The organism is Leptolyngbya sp. FACHB-321 (assembly GCF_014695975.1).
GTDB lineage: Bacteria > Cyanobacteriota > Cyanobacteriia > Leptolyngbyales > Leptolyngbyaceae > Stenomitos.
Genome location: NZ_JACJPI010000078.1, coordinates 35,975 through 58,759 on the forward strand (window position 1 = coordinate 35,975; position 22,785 = coordinate 58,759).

Annotated in this window: 19 protein-coding genes; 10 read left to right on the forward strand and 9 right to left on the reverse strand. The window is 50.5% G+C overall.

Features of this window, described 5'->3' with window-relative positions; all coding sequences use genetic code 11:
* Positions 1-143: 143 nt before the first annotated feature.
* On the reverse strand, positions 144-1,400 hold the full coding sequence (locus H6F76_RS22890; protein ID WP_190511759.1) for a glycosyltransferase: 1,257 nt from the start codon (positions 1,398-1,400) through the stop codon (positions 144-146).
* Positions 1,401-1,838: 438 nt separating this feature from the next.
* Between H6F76_RS22890 and H6F76_RS22895 the strand changes: the two genes are divergently transcribed.
* Both H6F76_RS22895 and H6F76_RS22900 read left to right on the forward strand, forming a co-directional pair.
* Entirely contained in the window at positions 1,839-3,482 is a 1,644-nt protein-coding gene (locus tag H6F76_RS22895) for a mucoidy inhibitor MuiA family protein (RefSeq protein ID WP_190511762.1), read from the forward strand.
* Between the two features lie 319 nt (positions 3,483-3,801).
* Positions 3,802-4,707 carry a tetratricopeptide repeat protein gene (locus tag H6F76_RS22900; protein ID WP_190511764.1) on the forward strand — a complete coding sequence of 302 codons (906 nt, stop codon included), beginning with the start codon at positions 3,802-3,804 and terminating at the stop codon, positions 4,705-4,707.
* Between the two features lie 284 nt (positions 4,708-4,991).
* Here the strand turns inward: H6F76_RS22900 and H6F76_RS22905 are convergent, their stop codons facing one another.
* Together H6F76_RS22905 and H6F76_RS22910 are read right to left on the reverse strand one after the other, a co-directional pair.
* Entirely contained in the window at positions 4,992-8,489 is a 3,498-nt protein-coding gene (locus H6F76_RS22905) for a response regulator (RefSeq protein WP_190511766.1), read from the reverse strand.
* A complete protein-coding gene (locus H6F76_RS22910) occupies positions 8,486-8,860 on the reverse strand; it encodes a hypothetical protein (protein ID WP_190511768.1) in 375 nt (124 codons plus the stop codon). Before H6F76_RS22910 ends, H6F76_RS22905 begins: the two co-directional genes overlap by 4 nt.
* A gap of 1,054 nt (positions 8,861-9,914) precedes the next feature.
* On the opposite strand from H6F76_RS22910, the gene nrdR reads away from it, so the two are divergent.
* The 4 genes from nrdR (at position 9,915) to metK (ending at position 14,425) form a co-directional block, all read left to right on the forward strand.
* Positions 9,915-10,469, forward strand: coding sequence for a transcriptional regulator NrdR (gene nrdR / locus H6F76_RS22915; protein WP_190448714.1), 555 nt, complete (start codon positions 9,915-9,917; stop codon positions 10,467-10,469).
* Positions 10,470-10,801: 332 nt separating this feature from the next.
* Positions 10,802-11,770 carry a 30S ribosomal protein S1 gene (locus H6F76_RS22920; RefSeq protein WP_190448824.1) on the forward strand — a complete coding sequence of 323 codons (969 nt, stop codon included), beginning with the start codon at positions 10,802-10,804 and terminating at the stop codon, positions 11,768-11,770.
* A 258-nt stretch (positions 11,771-12,028) separates the two neighbouring features.
* Positions 12,029-12,769 (forward strand): HAD family hydrolase, encoded by a 741-nt coding sequence (locus H6F76_RS22925; protein WP_190511770.1) that lies wholly within the window; start codon positions 12,029-12,031, stop codon positions 12,767-12,769.
* Between the two features lie 396 nt (positions 12,770-13,165).
* Positions 13,166-14,425, forward strand: a complete 1,260-nt coding sequence (gene metK / locus H6F76_RS22930) for a methionine adenosyltransferase (protein ID WP_190511772.1) — start codon at positions 13,166-13,168, stop codon at positions 14,423-14,425.
* 251 nt (positions 14,426-14,676) lie between these two features.
* On the opposite strand, the gene H6F76_RS22935 is transcribed toward metK, so the two are convergent.
* Both H6F76_RS22935 and rpaB read right to left on the reverse strand, forming a co-directional pair.
* The gene (locus H6F76_RS22935) at positions 14,677-15,867 is read right to left on the reverse strand and encodes a cysteine desulfurase family protein (RefSeq protein ID WP_190511773.1); all 1,191 of its coding nucleotides are present in this window, start codon (positions 15,865-15,867) and stop codon (positions 14,677-14,679) included.
* A gap of 60 nt (positions 15,868-15,927) precedes the next feature.
* The gene (rpaB, locus tag H6F76_RS22940) at positions 15,928-16,659 is read right to left on the reverse strand and encodes a response regulator transcription factor RpaB (RefSeq protein ID WP_190448719.1); all 732 of its coding nucleotides are present in this window, start codon (positions 16,657-16,659) and stop codon (positions 15,928-15,930) included.
* A gap of 185 nt (positions 16,660-16,844) precedes the next feature.
* On the opposite strand from rpaB, the gene radA reads away from it, so the two are divergent.
* The 4 genes from radA to H6F76_RS22960 all read left to right on the forward strand — a co-directional run bounded on the left by radA (position 16,845) and on the right by H6F76_RS22960 (position 19,676).
* Positions 16,845-18,365, forward strand: a complete 1,521-nt coding sequence (radA, locus tag H6F76_RS22945) for a DNA repair protein RadA (protein WP_190511775.1) — start codon at positions 16,845-16,847, stop codon at positions 18,363-18,365.
* A gap of 283 nt (positions 18,366-18,648) precedes the next feature.
* The gene (locus H6F76_RS22950) at positions 18,649-18,873 is read left to right on the forward strand and encodes a hypothetical protein (RefSeq protein ID WP_190511777.1); all 225 of its coding nucleotides are present in this window, start codon (positions 18,649-18,651) and stop codon (positions 18,871-18,873) included.
* Positions 18,870-19,127 (forward strand): type II toxin-antitoxin system RelE/ParE family toxin, encoded by a 258-nt coding sequence (locus H6F76_RS22955; RefSeq protein ID WP_190511778.1) that lies wholly within the window; start codon positions 18,870-18,872, stop codon positions 19,125-19,127. The genes H6F76_RS22950 and H6F76_RS22955 overlap by 4 nt, the downstream gene beginning before the upstream one ends.
* A gap of 78 nt (positions 19,128-19,205) precedes the next feature.
* Positions 19,206-19,676, forward strand: coding sequence for a DUF2141 domain-containing protein (locus tag H6F76_RS22960; protein ID WP_190511779.1), 471 nt, complete (start codon positions 19,206-19,208; stop codon positions 19,674-19,676).
* Positions 19,677-19,854: 178 nt separating this feature from the next.
* On the opposite strand, the gene H6F76_RS22965 is transcribed toward H6F76_RS22960, so the two are convergent.
* From H6F76_RS22965 to rpsP, 4 genes are read right to left on the reverse strand one after another with little or no spacing between them, the layout of a single operon-like run.
* The gene (locus H6F76_RS22965) at positions 19,855-21,006 is read right to left on the reverse strand and encodes an MSMEG_0565 family glycosyltransferase (protein ID WP_190511780.1); all 1,152 of its coding nucleotides are present in this window, start codon (positions 21,004-21,006) and stop codon (positions 19,855-19,857) included.
* Positions 21,007-21,012: 6 nt separating this feature from the next.
* Positions 21,013-21,969: a PhoH family protein gene (locus H6F76_RS22970; protein WP_190511781.1), complete on the reverse strand. Its 957-nt coding sequence runs from the start codon at positions 21,967-21,969 to the stop codon at positions 21,013-21,015.
* A gap of 42 nt (positions 21,970-22,011) precedes the next feature.
* Positions 22,012-22,434 carry a KH domain-containing protein gene (locus tag H6F76_RS22975; RefSeq protein WP_190511782.1) on the reverse strand — a complete coding sequence of 141 codons (423 nt, stop codon included), beginning with the start codon at positions 22,432-22,434 and terminating at the stop codon, positions 22,012-22,014.
* The gene (gene rpsP / locus H6F76_RS22980; protein ID WP_190448725.1) at positions 22,427-22,675 is read right to left on the reverse strand and encodes a 30S ribosomal protein S16; all 249 of its coding nucleotides are present in this window, start codon (positions 22,673-22,675) and stop codon (positions 22,427-22,429) included. Before rpsP ends, H6F76_RS22975 begins: the two co-directional genes overlap by 8 nt.
* Positions 22,676-22,785: the final 110 nt, after the last annotated feature.

Here is a 22,785-nt window from a genome sequence, read left to right on the forward strand (position 1 = left end):
AAGCGATGCTATGAACGAAACGATCGCTGTTCTTTCTATTCATAGCATTTTTAGAACAAGCGTTCTATAGGCATCGTACTTTTTGACAGTGTTTTTTGGCAGTTTCTTCCCAAGCCTGAGTACGGTCGAGTCGGGGTACGGCTTCACTTAACTTGGGTAACACGCCAACTTAGCTTCAAGTTAATCCAGAAGTTCCAGAGTGTAACTGCCGCAATCGCCAAAAAGTTTGCTACGTAAGGATTGAGATGCAGCCCATTAAACAGCACATTTAAGAGCAAAACTTTGAGAATCAGACCCATTAAGCAAATCAGGTTGAATTTGATAAAGCGTTTGATGACTTGATGTCGTTTTTGCTGCTGCTGCGTCAGATCGCTAAAAGTCCAGCGATCGTTCCAGACGAAATTATTGATGATTGCCAGTTCTGCCGCCACGATCGCGCTGCGAGTCAGCCCAAAACCTAACGTCCCATGCAGCAGATAGAGCAGCCCCATATCAACCACTAGCCCGCTCAGACCGACAAAGCCAAACCGTATAAAGCGTCCGATGGGAAAATCTAGCGCTTGACGAAACCGACTGAGCCGTCCTAAAGACACCCGCAAGCGCACGAGATGACGGATATAGTCGCGGTACTGCTTCCATGTCACCTTGCTTTCGCCAGCCTCGCGCTCCTGAAAGACATAGCCAACTTCTGTAATGCGATCGATCGCACCCCGTCCCAGCACTTCTAACAAAATCTTGTAGCCGAGTGGATGCAGCGATCGTCCTGCAATGGCACTACGACGCACTAAAAAATAACCGCTCATAGGGTCAGACACGCGACTCAGCACACCTGGCAGCAAAACTAAACCCAACAGTTGCGCGCCTCGTGAGAGAAACCGCCGTGCTGCGCTCCACGTACTCACGCCACCGCCATCAGCGTTGCGGCTAGCGAGCGCCAAATCTGCACCTTGCTCGATCGCAGACAAAAGCTGCTCTAAAACCTCTGGCGGGTGCTGTAAATCGCCATCAATGACTCCTAGAACGTCGCCTCTAGCCGCTTGCCAGCCACGGATCACTGCGGTTGAAAGCCCTCGTTCTTCCTGACGACGCATCACGCGCAAGCAGGGGTAGTGAACGAGCAACGCTTGTGCTAGCTGCCAGGTGCCATCCGGGCTGTTGTCATCCACCACAACAATTTCATAGCGATCGGGCAACACTGCATCCAAACGCTGGCTCAACAGCGCCACAATACGCTCAATGTTACGACTCTCGTTGTACGTCGGCACTACCAGCGAGAAGTGTACCGGAGCGATCACGCCTGCCGTTTTCTCAGCACGACCTAACGGTGGCTTTGCTGCGGTCGGCACCTGCAATGCCCCTGTAACTTCTGGTAGAAGCTGATAATCGTTCGTCGTTAACATAAAGAGTCTGAATCGATGACTGCGTGCCCGTGATTAAGTCGCAACATTGCCATGCATCCTTGCGGTACACCACAAATGGATTAAGCAGCGATCGCCTATGACTACTATCTAGCAATCACTCAGCCAGCGATCGTGCTGAAACTAAACCATTGATGCGTGTTGCCCCTTATAGGTTTGCATAGAGCTACCGTTGTGTAAATCTTTGGTAAAGGTCATCGTGTTACGAAGCAGACGCAAAACCAGCTTCAAAAGTGCCTGGTGCAGCGATCACGGCAAGTCTTAGCCCAGCCTTGAAAGTGCTTTAAGCCGTTTAACCAAAGGTACTTAACGGCGATCGCCTGCGTTACGTACTGCCTAACGATCGAGCGGTCAAAGCTGCCTGATACCATGTGCTAGCGTTGGCATGGCCAATCGCGTCGCACTTTGAGAGAACTGGCAGTGGATACTTCGGCAACGCCTTCAACCGTTATTTCCTTAGAAACCCACATTGTTGCCGTAACTGTGTACACCGATCAGGCGCTCATTACACGGCGAGGCAAGGTAATACTGGCTGGGCAAGAGCAAGCCTTAACGCTGACCCATTTACCGCTGACGCTCAAACCTGAATCGGTACGAGCAAGCGGGGTTGGCAACGTCGCCGTGCAGCTACGGGATGTACAGACAGAGCGGATTTATGCAACGGAACCAGTTGTTGATCGCATCGCTCAACTAACGGCACAGATTGAGGCACTGACTGATGAAAAGCAAACGATTGAGGACAGGATTGCTGCCGATGCGATCCAACGCAAATTTATTGAGGGATTGAGTGAAAAAGCAGTCGATCGCTTTTCGCGTAGTCTGGCGCAACAGCAGGTCAGTCTTGCCGAAACTCGCAATCTACTAAACTTTGTGGGACAACGCTATGGTGATCTGTCAGCCGCGATCGCCCAACACAAGCGAGAACAGACCCAACTGACAAAACAAATACAAGTGCTCTACCAGCAGTTGCAGCAGATTCAAACGCCGCGTCCGAAAGAAAGCTACAGTTTGACCGTTGGCATTTCGCCCGCAGGAGCCGGAGAATTTGAGTTGGAGGTTTCCTATGTGTGCGATCGTGCCAGTTGGAAACCCCTCTACGACTTACGCGTTGACAGCACAGATAGCCGGGTTCATCTCACTTACCTTTCAGAAGTGGTTCAAAACACTGGCGAGAACTGGAGTGCCGTTGCCCTTACCCTTTCAACCGCCAAGCCGGGGCTGGGAACCCTTCCTCCCAACCTGACGCCCTGGTACGTAGACGTATACCAGCCCCTACCGCCGCCCGCTTCCGCTCCTATGATGTTTCGCAACCGTGCCGTTGCTTCAGCCGCTCCCGGAGGTAAGGATGAGGAGGACGAGATGGTAGCAATGGCAAGCAGCTATGCTTTTGAGTTAACCCAGCAAGCGATCGTCGCAGAAGCCCCATCGGCACAAATCACAAACGAAGGTGGTGTTGTCACCTTTGCGATCGATGGCGGTAACAATATCCCTGGTGACGGTGCATCGCACAAAATTACGATCTTCAATGATGCTTACCCATCGCATCTAGAACACATCGCTGTGCCCAAGCTGGTGAGCTTTGCCTACTTACAGGCGATCGTCACCAATCCCGCTGATGGCGTAACGCTGCTAGCCGGTCAAGCAAATATCTTTCGTGACAATCGTTTTGTTGGCACTACGCCCTTAGAGAACGTCGCCCCTGGTCAAGAGTTCAAATTAAACCTGGGCATTGACGAAGGGCTGAAACTCACCCGCACTTTGATCGAACGCAAAGTCGAGAAGCAACTGATTGGCGGACAGCGACGACTCACCTACGCCTATCGTCTAGTAGTAACGAACTTACGTGAACAGGAAGCAATGCTGAAAGTTTCTGAGCAACTGCCAGTCAGCCGCAGCGAACAAATTAAAGTCCGTTTGAATCGCACAAGCCCGCAAACCCAGCTTGGCGAAATGGGGCTTTTAGAATGGTCATTACAATTAGAGCCGAACGCGAAGCAGGAACTTTCCTATCAGTTCACTGTGGAACACTCGCCAGCGCTCACCGTCACTGGCTTAGATATCTAGTTTTAGTAGTGTTGCAAGGAAGTGTTGTAAGGATGTTGTCGTCGTTCGTAACAAGATTATAGGTAATGCCTTCACTAGATGTAGCGGTATACTCCAAACACGCTCGCCTGACCGTATGAAAGTTCAGCAGGCTTGAGAGTTAGGTTTACGCTCCTTCCTGTAAAATAGCGTCACCATTCGCTGGCTCCACATCTGTTTGCCTAGTGATATTTGCCTGGTGAATGGCGATAGCAGCTACCGGAGGATCAGTTGAATCAATACTCGGCTAACAGGCATTCGGCTAACAGGCATTTGACTATCAGACATTAGGCATGAATCTATGCAAGCACAGCGGCAACGGCACCTCAGTGAATTGATTGGGTTAGTAATCTTGGGTAGTATGCTGGCACTACCGCAGCCAGGCATAACACTGCCAAACGTTCAGGTTGCTCAGGCTACCCAAACTGCCGAAAGTGCTGTTAATGAAGGCATCCAGTACATCCAACAGGGAAAGCTGAATGACGCGATCGCTGCTTTTCGTCGTGCGGCCCAGCTTAACCCCCAACTGTCGGCAGCTCACTACAATCTGGGTCTCGCATTGCGTCAACAAGGGCAGCTTCAACCCGCCGCTACAGCCTTTTATCAAGCCACGCAAGCAGATCCCACCTTTGCACTTGCCTACGCCAACCTGGGAGCTGCCCTCCTAGAAGGCAACAACCTGCCCCAAGCAAAAGATTACTTGCAACGCTCTGTCGAACTCAACCCGAAACTGGGTCTGGCTCACTACAATTTAGGGCTGGTGCTAGAGCGGCAGGGCAACTTAGACCCAGCAATTAACGCCTACCGCAAGGCGATCGAACTCAGCCCCACGGCTCCTGAACCTGCCTACCATTTGGGTATGGTTTACACGCAGCAGCGCAAAACAAAAGAAGCCCGCGCTGCCTTTGAGCAAGCCATCAAAATTGAGCCAAACTATGCCGAAGCTCACTATAATCTTGGCTCACTGCTCTTTGCCCAAGGCGATCTAGACGGAGCGCTAAATGCTTTCCGGCGATCGGCAGAAGCCAACTCTAACTACGCTAACGCCTACTATGCGGCTGGACTTGTCTTCATGCGCCAGAGCAAGTTCACCGACGCGCAAAAAGTGCTGACCTATGCCAAAGATCTCTACGCCAAACAAGGTAACAATCCGTGGGCAACCAAAGCAGAACAGCAGTTGCAGAAAGCCAAAACTGGGCAGCGGTAGGTAGGGAAGGAGAGAGGAGCAGGGGGGCAAAGGCGGAGCAGAGGAAGCGAGGGAGGGGAATTTTGAGGCTACACTTCCTGGTTAAGCAGCGATCAATCAAACGACTCCGTTGGAGACGCTTCGCATTTCTTAGATGCTGTTTGTGTAACGGCTTGCAGAAGGGACTTTACGCGACTACAGAAGCAAAGTTTGCCTGGGGTCAAAGGCTAAAGTCTTAGGTTTTGAGTTCCAGGTTTTGAGCGTCTTCCCTTCCTGACCTAACCCTTGCTGCCCCCGGCTCCCGACTACTCCCCATTCCGCAGGCGACTATGCAAACTTGGTTCTGATGTAACGGCAAAGGTAAGAACGGTTTCATCCACACCTTTTAGTCGTAGTGGGCTGAACTTAGTGATTTCGTCCTGCTCCAAATAGTCAGCGACAGCGGCAGAGACCAGAATGCAGTCAGGTTCAGCGGCTTCTTGAATGCGGGAGGCGATGTTGACGCTAGGACCGATCGCAGTGTAGTCCGATCGCTCCGCCCCACCAAACATCCCCACAACAGCCGTACCCTGATGGATGCCACAGCGAAACTGCACTTGACTAATACCTTGTGCCAGCCAACGTTCATTCAGCAGATGTAGCGATCGCTGCATCTGACGGGCAGCGGCGATCGCGCGACGCACCTGCTCATTAGGTGTCATCTCCTCAGGAGAGCCAAACAATGCCAGAATCGCATCGCCCATAAATTTATCCACTGTGCCACCATTGTCAAAAACAGCGCGGGTCATTTCTGCCAGATATTCGTTCAAAAGCTCGGCAACGCGTCGCGAGCGTAGTGTATTAGACAGTTGCGTAAAGCCAATAATGTCGCTAAACAACACGGTTACTAGGCGTGGCTCCGGTCTCAGATCGAGCGACAATTCGCCCCGGGCAGCACGTTGTACCAGGGATGGCGGCAAGAATCGTTTTAAGACAGATTCTGTAAGGTAAGTGTTGAGTTCCGCTACACGCTGCTCATTAGCTTTTAGCGCCAAAAGGTTACGGACTTCTGCCAGGAGTTCGCGATCGCTGAACGGTTTTGACAAGTACGCATCGGCTCCACGCTCGACACCTTCAATCCGGGTATCCTCATCTGCTTTAGCAGTCAAAAGAATGATGGGAATACCTTTCAGCTCATCCTCTTCCCGAATCATCCGAATCATATCAAGACCTGATACCAGCGGCATCATTAGGTCGCTGACAATCAGTTGCGGACGATGAGTTTGCGCGGTCTGAAAGCCCTCAGCGCCGTTACGAGCCGTCCACACCCGATAGCCTTTTTCACGCAAAATGGTTGAAACATACGTTCGCAAGTCGGGGTTGTCATCCACGATCAAAATGCGTGAGGCATCAGACGCTATAGGAAGCGTGGTCGGTAGAGTGGATACATCCTCAACGCTATCCTCCTGTAGCTCCATCTCAACGTCTGCTAGCTCCACCGAGGCACGATTTGGCTGAGCTTCTGCCTGCACCTCAATCAACTGTTGCGGCGGCAAGTGCGACATGCCTGTTTGAAGCCAAACAGTAAACGTTGTGCCTTCACCATAGACAGACTCGACCGAAATTTGCCCACCGTGCAAATCAACCAGTTCTTTCACCAGTGCCAGTCCTAAGCCGCTGCCTTCATAGCTACGGTTTGCTGAACCTTCTGCCTGTCGAAACCGCTCAAACAAATGCGGAATTTGGTCGGTACGAATGCCAATGCCTGTATCGGTTACTTTGAGCAGGCAGTGATCCCCGGCAGGCTGAAGCATAACCGTAATCTTGCCGCCCTCTGGAGTAAATTTCATCGCGTTGGACAACAGGTTGTACAGCACCTTGTCAAACTTTTCCAGGTCTAAGTAAACCTGGGGGCAAGGGGTGAGGTTGGTTGCAAGGGTTATGCCCTTTTTGTCGCAGTAGGGGCGGAAGGAATCAACCGTTTGACTGACAAAATCTGCCATATCGCAGGGGCGGAAACTGGGCTGCATTCGCCCTGCATCTAACCGTTGTAGGTCTAGCAGTTGGTTGACCAATCGCAGTAGGCGGCGTGAGTTTCGCAGTGCAACCGTTGCCTGGTCGTGAGATAAGCCTTGCTGCTGGGCGATCGCCGACTCTAGCGGACCAATCATCAGCGTCAGGGGCGTGCGAAATTCGTGCGAAATATTTTGGAAGAACTCTGTTTTTTGCTGGTCTAGTTCCAGTAGCTGTTCTGCCTGTTGACGTGTTTTTTGATAGAGGCGAGATTGATGTACCGCGATCGCTGCCTGCACTGCGACTGCCTGCGCCAATTCAATTTCTGAAGACAACCAGCGACGGGGCTGGCGATTTTGCCGCAGTGAAATGCTGCCAATAATTTGACCATCTAGAATGAGCGGTACCACCAGCAACGCCCGTGCTGGGTTGCGAAACGGCTGTTCGGTCACCGTCATGCCTATACTTTGTTCTAGATCGCTTAGTACCACAGGTTGTTGGGTAAGCAAGAGTTGCCGGAGGACGGGATTGCCCTCGATCGGCACTGTAGATTGAGGCAACGGACGTGGTGTTGCGTCTTCTGCCGACGAAGGAAAAACCGAGTGGGTTTTGCTGCTAGCACCGATTGCAGCAGGCGCGTCTGCTACCGACGACGCTGACCAACCAGCCTGAGCCGCATCATGCAGCCCCACGAGCTGGACAAACTCATCTTCCCGCGTCCATAGTGACAGCGCGCATCCATCGGCATGGAGTGCCTGCCCAAGCTGTTGGGTAATTGCCGCAAAAATTTCTTGGGGATCAAGGCTAGACCGAATGGCAGTTGTAATTGTGTTGATCAGCGCTTCTCGTTTTGCCAGCGCCCGCACCTGCTCGTAGGTACGTGCCTGAAAGAGCGCCAGTGCTGCCTGGTCCGCCACCATCGTCAGCAATTGTACTTCGTCGTCCTGCCAGGTACGTGGTTCACCACACTGATGCAACGCCAACACTGCCATCAATTCTTGCTGACAAACTAGCGGCACCAGCAAGCTAGACCGTATCCCTGCCTCTGTGTAAACCTGCCGACGCGCCTGAATGTCTGGATGATCGCTATTGAGGCGATCGTCCGTCTCAATAGCCTGAATCACTTCAACGGTGTGAGTTTCCCAAACTGTCTGCGCTAGTGCTGCTTTCTGTTTCGCTAGCCCATCCGCATCAGCGACAGCAGCTTGTGCACTCACATACACAAACCAGTCATCATCCATATACCCATCCTGAAATGGACGCACAACGCAACTGCTTACTTCCAGGATGTGACCAACCGTTTCACCGATCGTATGCAAAATTTGGCGATAGCTAAGATCACTCCGAATCGTACTGGTAACGGCGTTGAGTAATGATTCTTGACGCAGCGATCGCCGCAATTCTCGCGTTCGTGTCTTTAGTACGTTGTGGGTATCTGCCGCCTGACGTACCACGCCCTTCAGTTCCTCGTCATCCCACGGCTTTGTGACATATTTGAACACCTTGCCCGAGTTGATTGCATCGACCAGATCTTCAACATCGGTATACCCCGTTAGAATAATCCGCATAATGTCGGGATACTGAGTTGCGGTTAAGCTCAAAAACTCTGTCCCGCTCATCAACGGCATTCGTTGATCAGAAATAATTACGGCAACATCGCCCTCCTTTGCCAGAAGCTCAAGGGCAGTTGGTCCGTTCTCAGCTCTTAAAACCTTGAACTCACGATGAAATGTGCGGTACAGCAAATCCAAGTTATCTGGTTCGTCGTCGACGACCAGTAAGGTTGGCTTTTTGGGTGGGGGCGTTTTCATGCCGTGCCCTCCAACCGGGAGGGTAGCCGGATGAACCAGTATTGACATATGCAGCCTTGTTTCAACGTTAGCGTTGGGCACCCCTGCGTAAACCGATCGTCCTGTAGCACCGACTGTTGTTTCTTTGTTGCCTGTATCGCTCCACAACGTTCAGCGGGCTGCACGCCACTACGGCTACGCACACGTTGGTTTTTAGGAGCCAAAACTGAAGTGCCGATCTTAGTTAGTAAGAGTTTCAACGTTGAAAGAAGACGCAGAAAGCGGCACAAATTGAGATCTTGAGCACTCGGAAGCGTGTTCTGAGTCCAGCGGCAATGTGAAAGCAATTGATCAGCGGTGTGATACTCGAACTCCAATTCAGCACAATCCATTAACGAGTCCTCACTAAGGTTGCCCTTGGTGACACCTTCTCTAACGCCCTAATTTGCCAACCTTCATCACAATGGCTCCAAGCGTTTTAAGCAAAGGGATCTCACCCGCGATCGCTCAGTTTTTTGCTCTGCCGGACGATCGCTTACTAGAGGCAGTATCCTAAGCCACGTCGATCGCAGCTCTCAAACTTTAAGCAAGGCAGCAGCAACCTCAAAGCCCCTGCATATTTGGACGCCACCCTAGAGAACAAACGCGCACCAAAAGCCGACGTTGTTCAGTCGATCTTTTAGCACTTCCTATGCTTAGTTCTGTAAGTTTGCTCCAGATTGCCCCTCATCAACCCTCTTATAACAACGTCATAGCAAGCTTGCACCATCCAACGTTAGATGCCCTTCTACACATCCTAGTTTCTCTAGAGGGATTTTCACACGCCTCGATCGCAATTTTGCTTCCGGTTGAGGTGGCTGCGACCCGGTTTTACAGCAAGTTTCAAAGGGGTGAGTCATAGTGCCTGTGGAAGGGGTAGAGGGGTAGAGGTAGGGAGGGGCGCGAATGGAAACAGGTTGTCACAGTTAGCTTGCAGCTTTAAATCCTGCCCTTAACACTGACTGCTTCACAAACTAACAAGCCAAATCAGGCATAATTAATGAAAATTGTATGATCGGGCTAACGTAGGTAGGAGGGCTAAATTAAGCACCACTGAGAGACCGGGTTTCGGCTGCGCTTAACCCGCTGACACATAGGACTGAGAGCATTAAGCGAAGTCGAAATGCCACTTATAAATAACTACGCCCAGCTACTGAACAGCGTAGTGTTTAAGTTTTACCGCAGTCGTCCTATAAGGTAAGGGCAAAAGAGAGGCTTATGGTTAGAGCGATATCATCTCTACTGCTTCAGCACTCCTGTCCTTAATAATTGACAACAGCAATCAGCGGATGATAACAGGAAAATTTTAGTTCGCTTGATTTGTGTCATTTCAACCATTGGCGTTTATAACGGTATCGCATACGCCTTCCTCAGCTTTGTTCCTTCCGCCCGGAGTTTTCCCTAGTCATGCGGTGTCCCTTTTGCCAATACACTGAAAATCGTGTTCTTGAGTCGCGTTCAGCAGAAGCGGGTCAAAGTGTGCGACGACGACGGGAATGCCTGCGGTGTGAGCGTCGCTTTACAACCTATGAACGCATTGAGTTTGTGCCCATTACTGTAATTAAGCGAGATGGCGATCGCGAATCTTTTGATCGCTTCAAGCTTTTGCGTGGCATTGTGCGTGCCTGTGAAAAAACAGGTATTTCCTCGGTGCAGCTTGAAAACCTGGTGGATGAGATTGAAGCCGAATTACAGCAGCGTGCTGTCCGTGAAGTTAACAGCTCCGAAATTGGTGAGTTGGTGCTCCAAAGTTTGCCAAGCCTGAGTGAAGTTGCTTATATTCGCTTTGCGTCGGTCTATCGCAAGTTTCAGGGCATTCGCGACTTTGTGGATACGCTTAACCACCTTCGCAGCAATTCAGACTCGGCACAAGCGACAGATGATTTACCGCTTAACCCGCTTGAGAATGCCGCTGATACATCAGTGCTTGCTTCATCACAGCCCCCGACTGCTCGTCATTAGGCAGAGCACTACTAAAATACTGGCACTGCTCGTATCACACGATCGCCCCTACCATCAGTTCAAGCATTCGCTATGCTAGGCGAAGAGCAAGCGCTTTTCATGCGTTGCCTCCCTGCTAAATTTGTGATGAAACATCTTAAGCTGATCGTAAAAGGGTGTGTTGAGTTACCTGACATCGGTTATCATGGTTCTTCTGAGCCACTAATTTATCCAAATTTAGCTCTCTCATCGACAGTTGAGAGAAATGTAGGTGTAGTTAGCACAACTGCAATGTGCGTATACATCGACAGGAGGCAAAATTTTACGGAGATAACTACCAGGAAACGATTCGCATGGTCAATCAGGAAACGACAGAAATAGATGTTGGCTTTACCCACGAGGATTTCGCTGCCTTACTTGATAAGTATGACTACCACTTCAGTCCAGGTGATGTGGTCGCTGGAACAGTGTTTAGTCTTGAGCCAAGAGGCGCACTGATTGACATTGGCGCGAAAACGGCTGCATATATCCCCATCCAGGAAATGTCAATTAATCGGATTGACGGTCCTGAAGAGGTGTTGCAGTCTAATGAAACTCGCGAGTTTTTCATTCTTGCTGACGAAAACGAAGACGGACAGCTCACTCTTTCAATTCGACGCATTGAGTATATGCGTGCGTGGGAAAGAGTACGGCAGCTTCAAGCCGAAGACGCGACTGTACGCTCTAGCGTTTTCGCTACCAATCGCGGTGGTGCGTTAGTGCGGATCGAGGGTCTGCGCGGCTTTATTCCTGGCTCTCACATTAGCACTCGGAAGCCGAAGGAAGATTTGGTGGGTGAAGAACTGCCACTGAAGTTTCTTGAAGTTGATGAAGAACGGAATCGTCTGGTACTGAGCCATCGTCGGGCGTTAGTTGAGCGTAAGATGAACCGCTTGGAGGTTGGCGAGGTTGTGATTGGTACCGTTCGTGGCATCAAGCCATACGGTGCTTTTATAGATATTGGAGGTGTCAGCGGTCTACTGCACATCTCCGAGATTTCTCATGATCATATTGATACCCCTCATAGCGTGTTTAACGTTAATGATGAGGTGAAGGTAATGATCATTGATCTGGATGCAGAGCGGGGTCGAATTTCGCTCTCTACCAAGCAATTGGAACCAGAGCCCGGTGACATGGTGAAGAACCCACAGGTTGTCTACGACAAGGCAGAGGAAATGGCGGCTAAGTACCGTGAACAGGTACTTGCTGCTCAACAACAGCAGTCGATCGCTGTAACGATTCCAGAGGTCGAGCTAGAAGAACTTCCTTCTGCTGCGGAGTAACCGCCGGCTTTGTAAGGCTTCAACCGAGACAAGGGCAGACAGATATAAGCATCTGTCGCCCAAAGAGGGGGGTATCCCCTCTTTTTTTTGGAGTAGCGATCGTTAGTAGAACACTAGCTGCTGCCTTTAGAGTACCAGGCAACACATAAAAGCTTATGGGAGCAAAGGGTAGGTTGCCTCAGCTTATGTTCCTAGTCCTAGACTTACTTGCTAAAGCTCTGCAAACCAGCGCGAATTTTTTGATTTGGAGTCTCTGCCTTGGCTACTATTCAGTGCGGTCATGTTCAATTTTCGTCAATTCAAGCGGTGCTGTTTGATAAGGATGGTACCCTGGCAGATTCACAAACATTCTTGCGAAGTTTGGGACAAAAGCGATCGCGCTTGATTGATGCTCAAATTCCTGGCGTGCAAGAGCCGTTGCTAATGGCTTTTGGGCTGAACGGAGATCAATTGAATCCAGCAGGATTGCTAGCAGTAGGGACGCGTCAGGAAAACGAAATTGCGGCAGCGGCGTATGTAGCAGAGACAGGGCGCGATTGGGTTGAGTCACTTACATTAGTGCGATCAGCGTTTACAGAAGCCGAGCGAGTCTTTCAGCGCAAGGCAGATAATACGCCCTTGTTTGAAGGCGCACGTGAGGTTTTGCAAGCCCTGACAACGGTTGGGTTACGGGTCGGCATTGTGTCAGCTGACACGACTGCAAATGTCAAAGATTTTGTGGAGCGTTATGAACTGGGGGCTTGGGTGCAAGTTGGCTTGGGGATTGACAATGCCCCTGGCAAGCCTGATCCAACCGTTTTTTATCAAGCTTGTACCTTACTAGGGGTTGCACCGGAAACAGTGCTGGTGATTGGCGATGCCACTGCTGATATGCAAATGGCAAAGACGGCAAAGGCGGCAGGTTGCGTTGGTGTGACATGGGGTTGGACACGATCAACATCGTTGCAGCAGGCAGATGCTTTGATCGCACGGTTTTCAGATATCCAGATTCTTGAGTAGCCCCGCTGAAGCAGGATGCATGATAAAAACTTGGTAGGGAATGTTGCCTACTTGTCCTCTCCAGCTACTTGCCTTCTCCAGATAGAACTTCTATATTCTTTTCTAAATCGATTCAATCAAGTTAGCTTCCTTAACGCTAATGCTCGTTGTCAGTTAGGTGGACATGGAAAGCCTGCAAGTCTTGTACTGGCGGGTAAAGGACAGTCGTTGTGATTGAGCTGACCCATCATACCTTCTACAGCTTTAGTCATTAAGGGTAGTACAAGCATGAATTTTACGGGATTCCGATCGAAGAAGGCGATCATTCCGGTCAAGCTCCAATGCTATAATCTGCTGAACTTGTAGCAATTATGCTTAATTGATTGTTTTTAGTCGTTTGCCAGAGAGGATTGACGCTTGTCCCGCCGCTATCTCTTTACTTCTGAATCAGTGACCGAAGGTCATCCAGATAAAATCTGTGACCAAATCTCAGACACAATTTTAGACGCCCTGCTGGCTCAAGATCCTGCAAGTCGGGTGGCTGCTGAGGTGGTGGTCAATACAGGTCTTGTTCTGATCACAGGCGAAATTAGCTCTAAAGCTAAGGTGAACTATATTGATCTAGCTCGGCAAAAAATTGCTGAAATTGGCTACTCCGGTGCCGATTGTGGTTTCTCAGCAAATAGCTGTGCCGTGCTGGTAGCTCTGGATGCTCAGTCGCCTGATATTGCTCAGGGTGTAGATACTGCCCAGGAAACTCGCGAACAGGCAAGCGACGAAGAGCTTGATCTGATTGGTGCTGGTGATCAGGGCATTATGTTTGGGTTTGCCTGCAACGAAACGCCAGAGTTAATGCCGCTGCCCATCTCTTTGGCACACCGGGTTTCGCGGCGTCTTGCAACCGTTCGCAAGACGGGTCAGCTACCCTACCTGCGTCCTGATGGCAAGACTCAGGTAACGGTTCTGTATGAAGACAATCGACCGATCGGCATTGATACCATTCTCGTCTCAACTCAGCATACGGCGACCATTGGGGAGATTACAGACGAAGCGGCAGTTCAGGCAAAGATTAAGGAAGATCTGTGGACATTGGTGGTGCTGCCTGTCTTCATGGACATTGACGTGAAGCCCGATCGCGATACCCGCTTTTTGGTCAATCCAACAGGCAAGTTTGTGATTGGTGGTCCTCAAGGGGATTCTGGGCTAACGGGACGCAAGATTATCGTTGATACCTACGGTGGTTACTCCCGACACGGTGGCGGTGCTTTTTCAGGCAAAGACCCTACCAAAGTTGATCGCAGTGCTGCCTATGCATGTCGCCATGTTGCTAAGAACATTGTGGCGGCAGGTCTGGCAGATCGATGCGAAGTGCAGCTCAGTTATGCGATCGGTGTAGCACGTCCGGTCAGCATTATGATCGACACCTTTGATACCGGTAAGATCAGCGACGATCGCCTGCTTGAATTGGTCAAAGAACACTTTGAACTCCGACCGGCTGGCATTATCCAGACCTTTAACTTATGCCATTTACCAGGCGATCGTAATGGTCGGTTTTATCAAGATGTCGCGGCGTATGGTCATATGGGACGCACCGATCTAGATTTGCCTTGGGAGCAGCTTGACAAGGCACCACTTCTACAAACCGCTTTGACAGATGTTCTAACGCTGAAGCATTAGTCTTAAGTGTTACTTGTGTTGTTGATGGTTTGTTGTTCAGCAGCACTTTACTATATAGTCAAGCATTAGTAGTTTTTCAATTGCATTCGGCTAGAAGCAGTGTCAGAAGGTGAGCTTTCCTTCCTGGCACTGCTTTCTCTTTATGCTCTCTTTAACACTAATTAGCCTTCTGCCGAGGCGAACGGAATTGAGGAGAGAAAGCTTTCACACACTGACTTTCAGGAAGAGTGTCCTTACTCATACAGCACAGACTAAATTCTTGCTAGAGACGGTTCTGGCGTGAGCCGAGCTAAAACTTGTTTAAGTACCATTGCTGTCCAATCAATGTCAGCAGCGGTCGTTTCGCGTCCTACCGTGAGGCGGATCCCCGCTTTGGCGGCACGATCGCTGTAGCCCATCGCTTGCAGAATTGGGCTAGGGGACAATTTGCCGCTGTGACAGGCAGAGCCAGCACTAATGCCAATGCCAGCAAGATTCATCTGACGCACCAGCGTTTTGCCGTTGAGCGTTTCGCCGTCGGCAGATGGCAGGTAGAAACTGGCATGATGAGGCAGGCGGCTTGCAGAGGCTGTTTTGAGCGCTGCTCCGCTTACGCCTGTGGGTAACAATCCCGGTACATCAGCTAATTGCTCAAAGAGGTAATCGCGCAAGTGCATTAATCGTGGTGTTTCGATCGCCATTTCCTGCACCGCCAACTCAGCCGCAACGCCAAAGCCTGCGATCGCGGGTACAGCCTGAGTACCCGATCGTAGCTTTGCTTCTTGACCACCACCGCTGACTAGCGGCAGCAGCGTTACACCAGGACGTACATACAGCGCACCTGCGCCTTGAGGACCATACAGCTTATGGCTGGACAATGACAGTAAATCAACGGGTAACTGCTGCATATCCAGTGGCAAGCGTCCGGCGACCTGAACGGCATCGGTATGAAACACAGCACCATGAGCACGAGCGATAGTCCCCAACGCTTGAATGGGCTGTAGGGTGCCAACTTCACTCTGACCGTAAATGATTGACACCAGCACCGTATTTTCTTGCAGTGCTGCCCGCAGATCCAGGGAATTCACTCGTCCTTGAGCATCGACAGGTAAGCGTGTAACCTGCCAGCCTAGCTGTTCTAACCAGCGCACAGGCTCGGCGATCGCTGAATGTTCCACGCTGGAAATAATCATATGCTGCGGTGTGGCATACTGACGCACAACACCCATAATCGCAAGATTATCTGCTTCGGTGCCACCAGCGGTAAAGACGATCGACTCAGCAGGCGCATTGATTAGCCGTGCCACTTGCACCCTGGCGCGCTCGACCACAATGGCAGCACGTTGCCCCCAAACGTGGAGGCTGGACGGATTGCCCCACTGCTCACTCAAGGCAGCTTGCATTGCCGCGATCGCCTCGGGACGAGTGGGTGTCGTAGCGCTGTAGTCCAAATAAATTTGCATGAGCATCTAAGCGGTAGACCTTCTCCCTTTAAGCATACAAGCCTGCAACAGGAGTTTGGTTTACTCCGTTTCGCCAGGTTCAAGAATGCGCTGAAAGAGATACCCTGTGCCACGAGCGGTCAGAATTAACTCTGGATTGCTGGGGTCGTCCTCAAGTTTGGCGCGGAGACGCGAAATATGCACATCGACAACGCGGGTATCAACGTGGCGTTCAGGTGTATAGCCCCAAACCTCTTGTAAGATTTCCGATCGCGAGAACGCTTCCCCAGAGCGGCTTACCAACAGTTCCAGCAGGCTAAACTCCATGCCAGTCAGCCGAATACGCTCGTCGCCTTTGTAGACCTGACGCTTATTAGTGTCGATGCGAATGCTGTTGATGTGGATCACACCAGAGCTAGGAATGCCCGTAGTGCCCGTTTTTTCAACCCGCCGTAGCACCGATCGAATCCGCGCTTCTAGCTCTTTAGGCGAAAAGGGTTTAACAACATAATCATCCGCACCCAGTTCCAATCCGGTGATGCGATCGGCAACGTCGCCCAATGCCGTTAGCATGATGATGGGCACATCAGATTCTTTCCGCAATTCTTGACAAACACCGTAGCCATCCAGCTTTGGCATCATGACATCCAGCACCACCAGATCGGGGTCAGCATTACGAAAGGTGTCAAGCGCCTCTTCACCATCAGCCGCTGTTACCACGTCGTAGCCAATCATTGAGAGGCGTGTTTCTAAAATGCGACGAATGCTTGCTTCGTCATCAACTACTAGTATTTTTTCTTTGTGATTTTCCAAGTTAATAGACTCCTTAAGCTTGTTTTAGAAACATTAATTTCTGTACTTTATCATTAAAGATAATACCCGATTTAATTTGGTTCGGAACGCTAAAATTGTCTCCCTTAAAGCACTTCGGACTTTCTTAATATTCTATTTGGGAGCATTCTCACTGCTATAAGTACTTCTACCTTTCCTCATAAAGAATGCCGAAACTTCGATCGCACTACGTTTGCAACCAATGTGGCGCAGAGTCTTCTCAATACTTTGGCAAATGCCCCGCCTGCAATAGCTGGAATGCACTAGAAGAACAGCCTCTTTCCACTACGACCGTTGCCGCGCGTCCGGGTGCCGCCCGCATCGGTAGCCGTGCCTCAGCAACCCGCCAGCTACCGGCACAGCCCAAAGCTGCCCTTACACTGGCACAAATTTCTGACCATCCCCAAGCTCGCCTCTCGTCTGGCTATGTTGAACTCGATCGCGTCTTAGGCGGCGGCATTGTCCCTGGCTCCCTAGTACTCATTGGCGGTGACCCTGGTATCGGCAAATCGACCCTGCTGCTACAAACTGCTAACCGTATGTCTCAAAGCTATCGTACTCTTTACGTCTGTGCCGAAGAGTCAGCCCAACAGGTGAAGTTAAGAGCACAGCGGTTGGGAGTAGGGGACGAGAGGGTAGTAGAGGAGCAGCAAGGCAAACGGCAAAAGTTAGAAGGCAAAACGCAGTCCTCAGACTCGAGTCCTCAGCTCTCCGAACCCTCCAACCTCTATCTCTTGCCCGAAACCGATCTCGACACCGTTCTGGCAGAGCTAGAGTCACTGAAGCCTCATGTGGCAGTAATTGACAGTATTCAGGCACTGTACTTTAGTGCGTTGTCATCGGCTCCCGGTTCAGTAGCGCAGGTGCGGGAGTGTACGTCAGTGCTAATGCAGATGGCAAAGCGGCAGAATATTACGCTGTTTATTGTGGGGCATGTGACGAAGGAAGGGGCGATCGCCGGTCCTAAAGTGCTGGAGCATCTGGTGGATACAGTGCTGTACTTTGAGGGCGATCGGTTTGCCAGCCATCGTTTGTTGCGATCAGTGAAAAACCGCTTTGGGGCGACGCACGAAATTGGTGTGTTTGAGATGGTGGATGAGGGGTTACAGGAAGTGCTGAATCCCTCAGAGCTGTTTCTGGGCAATCGGGATGAGTTTTCATCAGGGAGCGCGACAATCGTTGCCTGCGAAGGCACGCGCCCAATTGTCGTTGAACTGCAAGCGTTGGTTAGCCCGACGAGCTACAGTTCACCCCGACGATCAACCACAGGCATTGAATACAATCGACTGCTGCAAATTCTGGCAGTGCTGGAAAAGCGCGTCGGTATTCCTCTCTCGAAGCTAGATGCTTACGTTGCGTCATCAGGTGGCTTGAGTGTGGGAGAACCGGCTGCTGATTTGGGCGTTGCGATCGCAGTGGTGGCAAGTTTCCGCGATCGAGTGGTTGATCCGCGCATGGTTTTAATTGGCGAAGTCGGCTTGGGCGGTCAGGTGCGCCCCGTGTCGCAGATGGAGCTACGGCTGAAAGAAGCAGCAAAACTCGGCTTTAAGCAGGCGATCGTCCCCAAAGGGCAAGTCTTGCCTGACTTGGGTATGGAGATTTTTCCTGTTGCGAGAGTGGTAGATGCCATTGCGATCGCCCTGGCAGGCAAGAAGTCCACTGATGAGCCTCTTGATGAAACTGAGTGATGACAAGACCTCACAAAATGGATCTACATCGAGCAGGTAATCAATCATCTCCACTGGAATAAACAGTTGCTCAGCACAGCAATGCCATCACCCAGATCAACGAAATCCTGTTATTAATTGCACGACGACAGCAAGAATCCGATCGCATTCAACAGGAGACCATTCAGATTCAGCAGGTAAACGCTCAACAAATTGCCTCTAATGCTCAAGCTATTGCTGAATTAAGAGCCGCCATTCAGGATTGATACGGCGGCAATAGACAACGAACAAACTAACAAGCGGAATGATGACTATTAACCTTAAGGAAAAACTGTTGCGGGCGATCGAGCAAGCACCAGATCCAGTGCTAGAAGAAGCTCTACATTATTTGGAATACTTAACAGAGCGCCATATTGAAGCGATGGAGTTGCAGGAAGACCTGGACGATCTTCGAAGCATTAGAGAAGAGATTCAGCGTGAAGGCACCATTCCTCTTGCTCAGCTCAAAGCAGAGCTAGGGTTGCCATGAAGTATGAGGTAACGTTTTCGGCTGCTGCTAGTCGGCAAATCAAGAAACTTTCACCTGACTTACGCATCAACCTGATCGCATTGGCTGAAACTCTGGCAATAAATCCTCGTCCTTCAGGTGTAGTCAAACTAGAGGGAGACGACAACGCGTACCGCATTCGATTCCGCGACTACCGCATTGTTTATGAAATTTTTGACGACAAGCTAATTGTTGTAGTCATTAAAGTAGGGCATCGTCGTAATATTTATCGATAGAAAATATAGCCTTTAGCAGGCTGATTGATTCAGCCTGCTTTGTTGGGAAGCAACCGAATTGAAATAAAGAGAATTGGAATGTTTAAGTTTACAAAAGTTAGAATCGGCGAGATCGCCCTTGCAGCACTATCCAGTATCGCTATAGCATCAGATGTAAAAGCAGAGCTTAAAAGCACTTTAACTATTGAAATTGATGGCTTAAAAGCTCAAAAGGGTGCCATCTGCTTCAAGCTCTTTTCCAGAAGCTTTGGGTTTCCTGATAACGCTAAGAATGCTGTCATGAATCGTTGCGTCAAGGTGACTGAAGACTCACCCCAAATTACGCTTAAGGATATTTCATCGGGTAGCTATGCCCTTGCTCTCTTTCAAGATGTGAACGGCGATCGCAAGCTCAACCGCAACACTACAGGTATTCCCACTGAAGGCTACGGTTTTTCTAACAATCCTGCGACTCGTCAAGACCTTACTCGCTATGGTGACTGCGTGTTTCTGCTAGCGGGTGCCAGCAGGACGCTCAAAATTCAGATGAAGTATGCGCCACAGAAGTAGAGTCAGGTATATGAATGGGTCGATAGGTGTAAGTGTGGAAGGTCCAATTGGAAACAGCTATAGCCCTGCGTCAATACAATTTGGATAAGATGACCGACCCTGATTTTTAGCCTCATTGCTCTTCACCGTCTCACCCCTTTACTTTTTTATCGCTCCATCCCTTCACTTTCTGACCCTTTCACTGTCTTAGTAGATCACCATAATGAACCAAATGCATCTTCGCAGAGGCTTCCCAGGAGTAGCAGGGCAGAATTGCCTGGCTGTTTTCGCGTAGAGATTGAGCAAGTTCTGGAGTTAAAACTGATCGCATTGCCTGGGCGATCACATTTGGAGACGTAGGATCAACTAGCAGCGCCTGTTTCTCGGTCAGAAACTCGGTAAATGGCGGTTGATTCGCAGTAATAACAGGAATGCCGCTGGCGATCGCTTCCATTACAACCAAACCCCACCCTTCTTTTACAGACGGAAAAACAAACGTATCAGCTAGGCGATAGAGTGCGGGCAGCACCGCATCAGGAATCACGCCTGGTAGAAGCAAGGCTTCGCCAGTGGTAATGCCCAGTGTGTCTGCCAGGGCAAAAAACTCGTCACGGTACGCCTGATAATCGAAGAGAGTTGCGCCACCAGCAATGATCAGTTGGGCGTGAGGATGGCTGACGCGGAGTTGGCTAAAGGCTTGCAAAAGAACAAGCGAATTCTTGCGTGGTTCAATGCCGCCAACGGTTAAGTAAATGGGTGAGCCGTTTAGCCCTAATTGCTCACCGAGTGATTGTTCCGAGCCATCCAACCTGGCAGTAAACCGTTGTGTATTTACGCCATTACTCACTCTGGGCGCATCAATCTGATACTGCTGTTGCAATTCGCGTTGCCAGCGAGTGCTGACGCAAAGACACAGGTCGGGATCACGAATCGATCGCTCCTGGCACTGCTGGAGATAAATGCTGTTGTACGCCTCGATATGATGAACAGTGCGGACAAAATGGGGAATGAGCTGGAGTTGACGCAAGCGAGACAACGCATTTGCGCCAATGCAGTCTTGAGCATGATAACAGTCGTAAGTATCGCTGGACTGGCTGAAGTACGCCACAAATTCTTGAATACGTTGCTGAATCAGGGCATCAATGCCATCCGGTGCAGGCTGAGCCGTAATGAGTTTGTAAGCGCAGGAGAGCGGGCGATCGAACCCAACCCCATCCTTCGCCAGTGCGTAGACGCAAACGGTGTGACCCATGGCATGGAGCGCCTCTGCTAACTCCAGGGTATGCACCACGCTACCCCTGAGCCTGGTTGAGTATGTCAGTAGCGCAATACGGAGCGACGGATCAGGCATCGATGCTTAAGGCTGCTCATGCTGCTCATAGGCAGCAACAATGCGCTGCACCAGAGGATGACGCACCACATCGGCTTTGGAAAGGTGACAAAACGCAACCCCTTCTACCGGTTGTAAGATTTTCTGCGCGATCGCCAAGCCCGACGACTGGTACTGTGGCAAGTCTGTCTGAGTTAAATCGCCCGTTACCACCATGCGAGAGCGAAAGCCGAGGCGTGTCAGAATCATTTTCATTTGAGCAGGCGTGGTGTTCTGCGCTTCGTCAAGAATCACAAACGCATTGTTGAGTGTACGACCTCGCATATAAGCGATCGGTGCCACTTCAATCACACCACGCTCCATCAAGCTGGGAATTTTCTCTGGATCAATAAACTCATACAGCGCGTCGTAGAGCGGACGCAAATACGGATCAATCTTTTGCTGCAAGTCTCCTGGCAAAAAGCCAAGCTTCTCTCCTGCTTCAACAGCAGGACGAGTCAAGATCAGCCGTTCATACTGGTTAGCTAGCACTGCCTGTACCGCTAGCACGGCTGCTAGAAAAGTTTTACCCGTGCCTGCTGGACCAATGCAGAAGGTCAGGTCATGGGTGCGAACGGCTTGAATATACTGGCGTTGCTGGAGGGTTTTGGCACGGATGTCTTCACCACGACGAGTGCGTGCCAACACATCTTGCCGCAGTTCGTGAAGCTCGTCCTGCTGTTTAGTATCTAGCGCATGGCGAGCAGTCAGTATATCAACACCAGAGATAACCGTGCCGCGACCCCAAACAGCTTCAAGCGCTTTTACTAAACGAGTGGCTAATTCAATTTGAGGATCAGTACCAGAAATCCGTAGTGCTAGCCCATGCAAGACTAGCGTTGCACCAGTCTGTCTGGCTAAAATTTTCAGATTTTCTTCTCGCTCCCCGGCGAGGGCGATCGCGCTTGCAGCATTGGGTAATTCGACAGTAACAGCCTCTACCATGCAAACATTTGTGAGTCCAACGACGAATCAGCGATCAAATTTTCACGTCTCCAATTCATCAGGAGGGGCACTGCGCGAGCGCAGCTTAGGCGCTTCTTTGACACTAGATGAGCGGCGCGGTGGAGGTTTACTTGCCACGTCCTCGCGATCGCTACCATCCTCGCTGCTTTGAGGTGAACTACCAAAAACATCCAGATAGGCTGTACTACCAGCCGCACGAGCTGCCGCCTCAAGTACCGAACGAATTGCCTGGATGTTGCGACCGCCACGCCCAAACACACGCCCTTTATCAGTTCCTTCAAATGCTACACGTACCCAAACTTTGCTTCGGTTTGGCGAGATTTCGCAGTCAACCTTAAGTGACTCTGGCAGCTCCAAAAATGGTGCCACCAAAAACCTGACCAGCCCAGCATAGTCTGGCTCGGCTGGTTTAGCAGCATGAGTGTGTTGAGACGGCTCAGGCATTGACCTGTTCAAACACGTTGTTTTTCTGCAAAATGCTGCGTACCGTATCAGTTGGCTGCGCTCCATCTTGCAACCGCTTGACGATCGCGGGAATATTGAGCCGGATTTCATCGGTTCTAGGGTTATAAAAGCCCAATTCTTCCAAGGGACGTCCATCCCGGCGATCGCGGCTATTCATTGCCACAATGCGGTAGCTAACTTCACGCTTTTTGCCGTATCGCTTCAATCGCAGTTTGATCATGGTGCTGTGCGGATTCTCTTTATCAATTGATGGGTTGCGGAGGCTGACAATTTAGAGGCCCTGCAGCCTGTTGCTGATAGCATAATTTTTGACAGCCATCTCGAATTAAC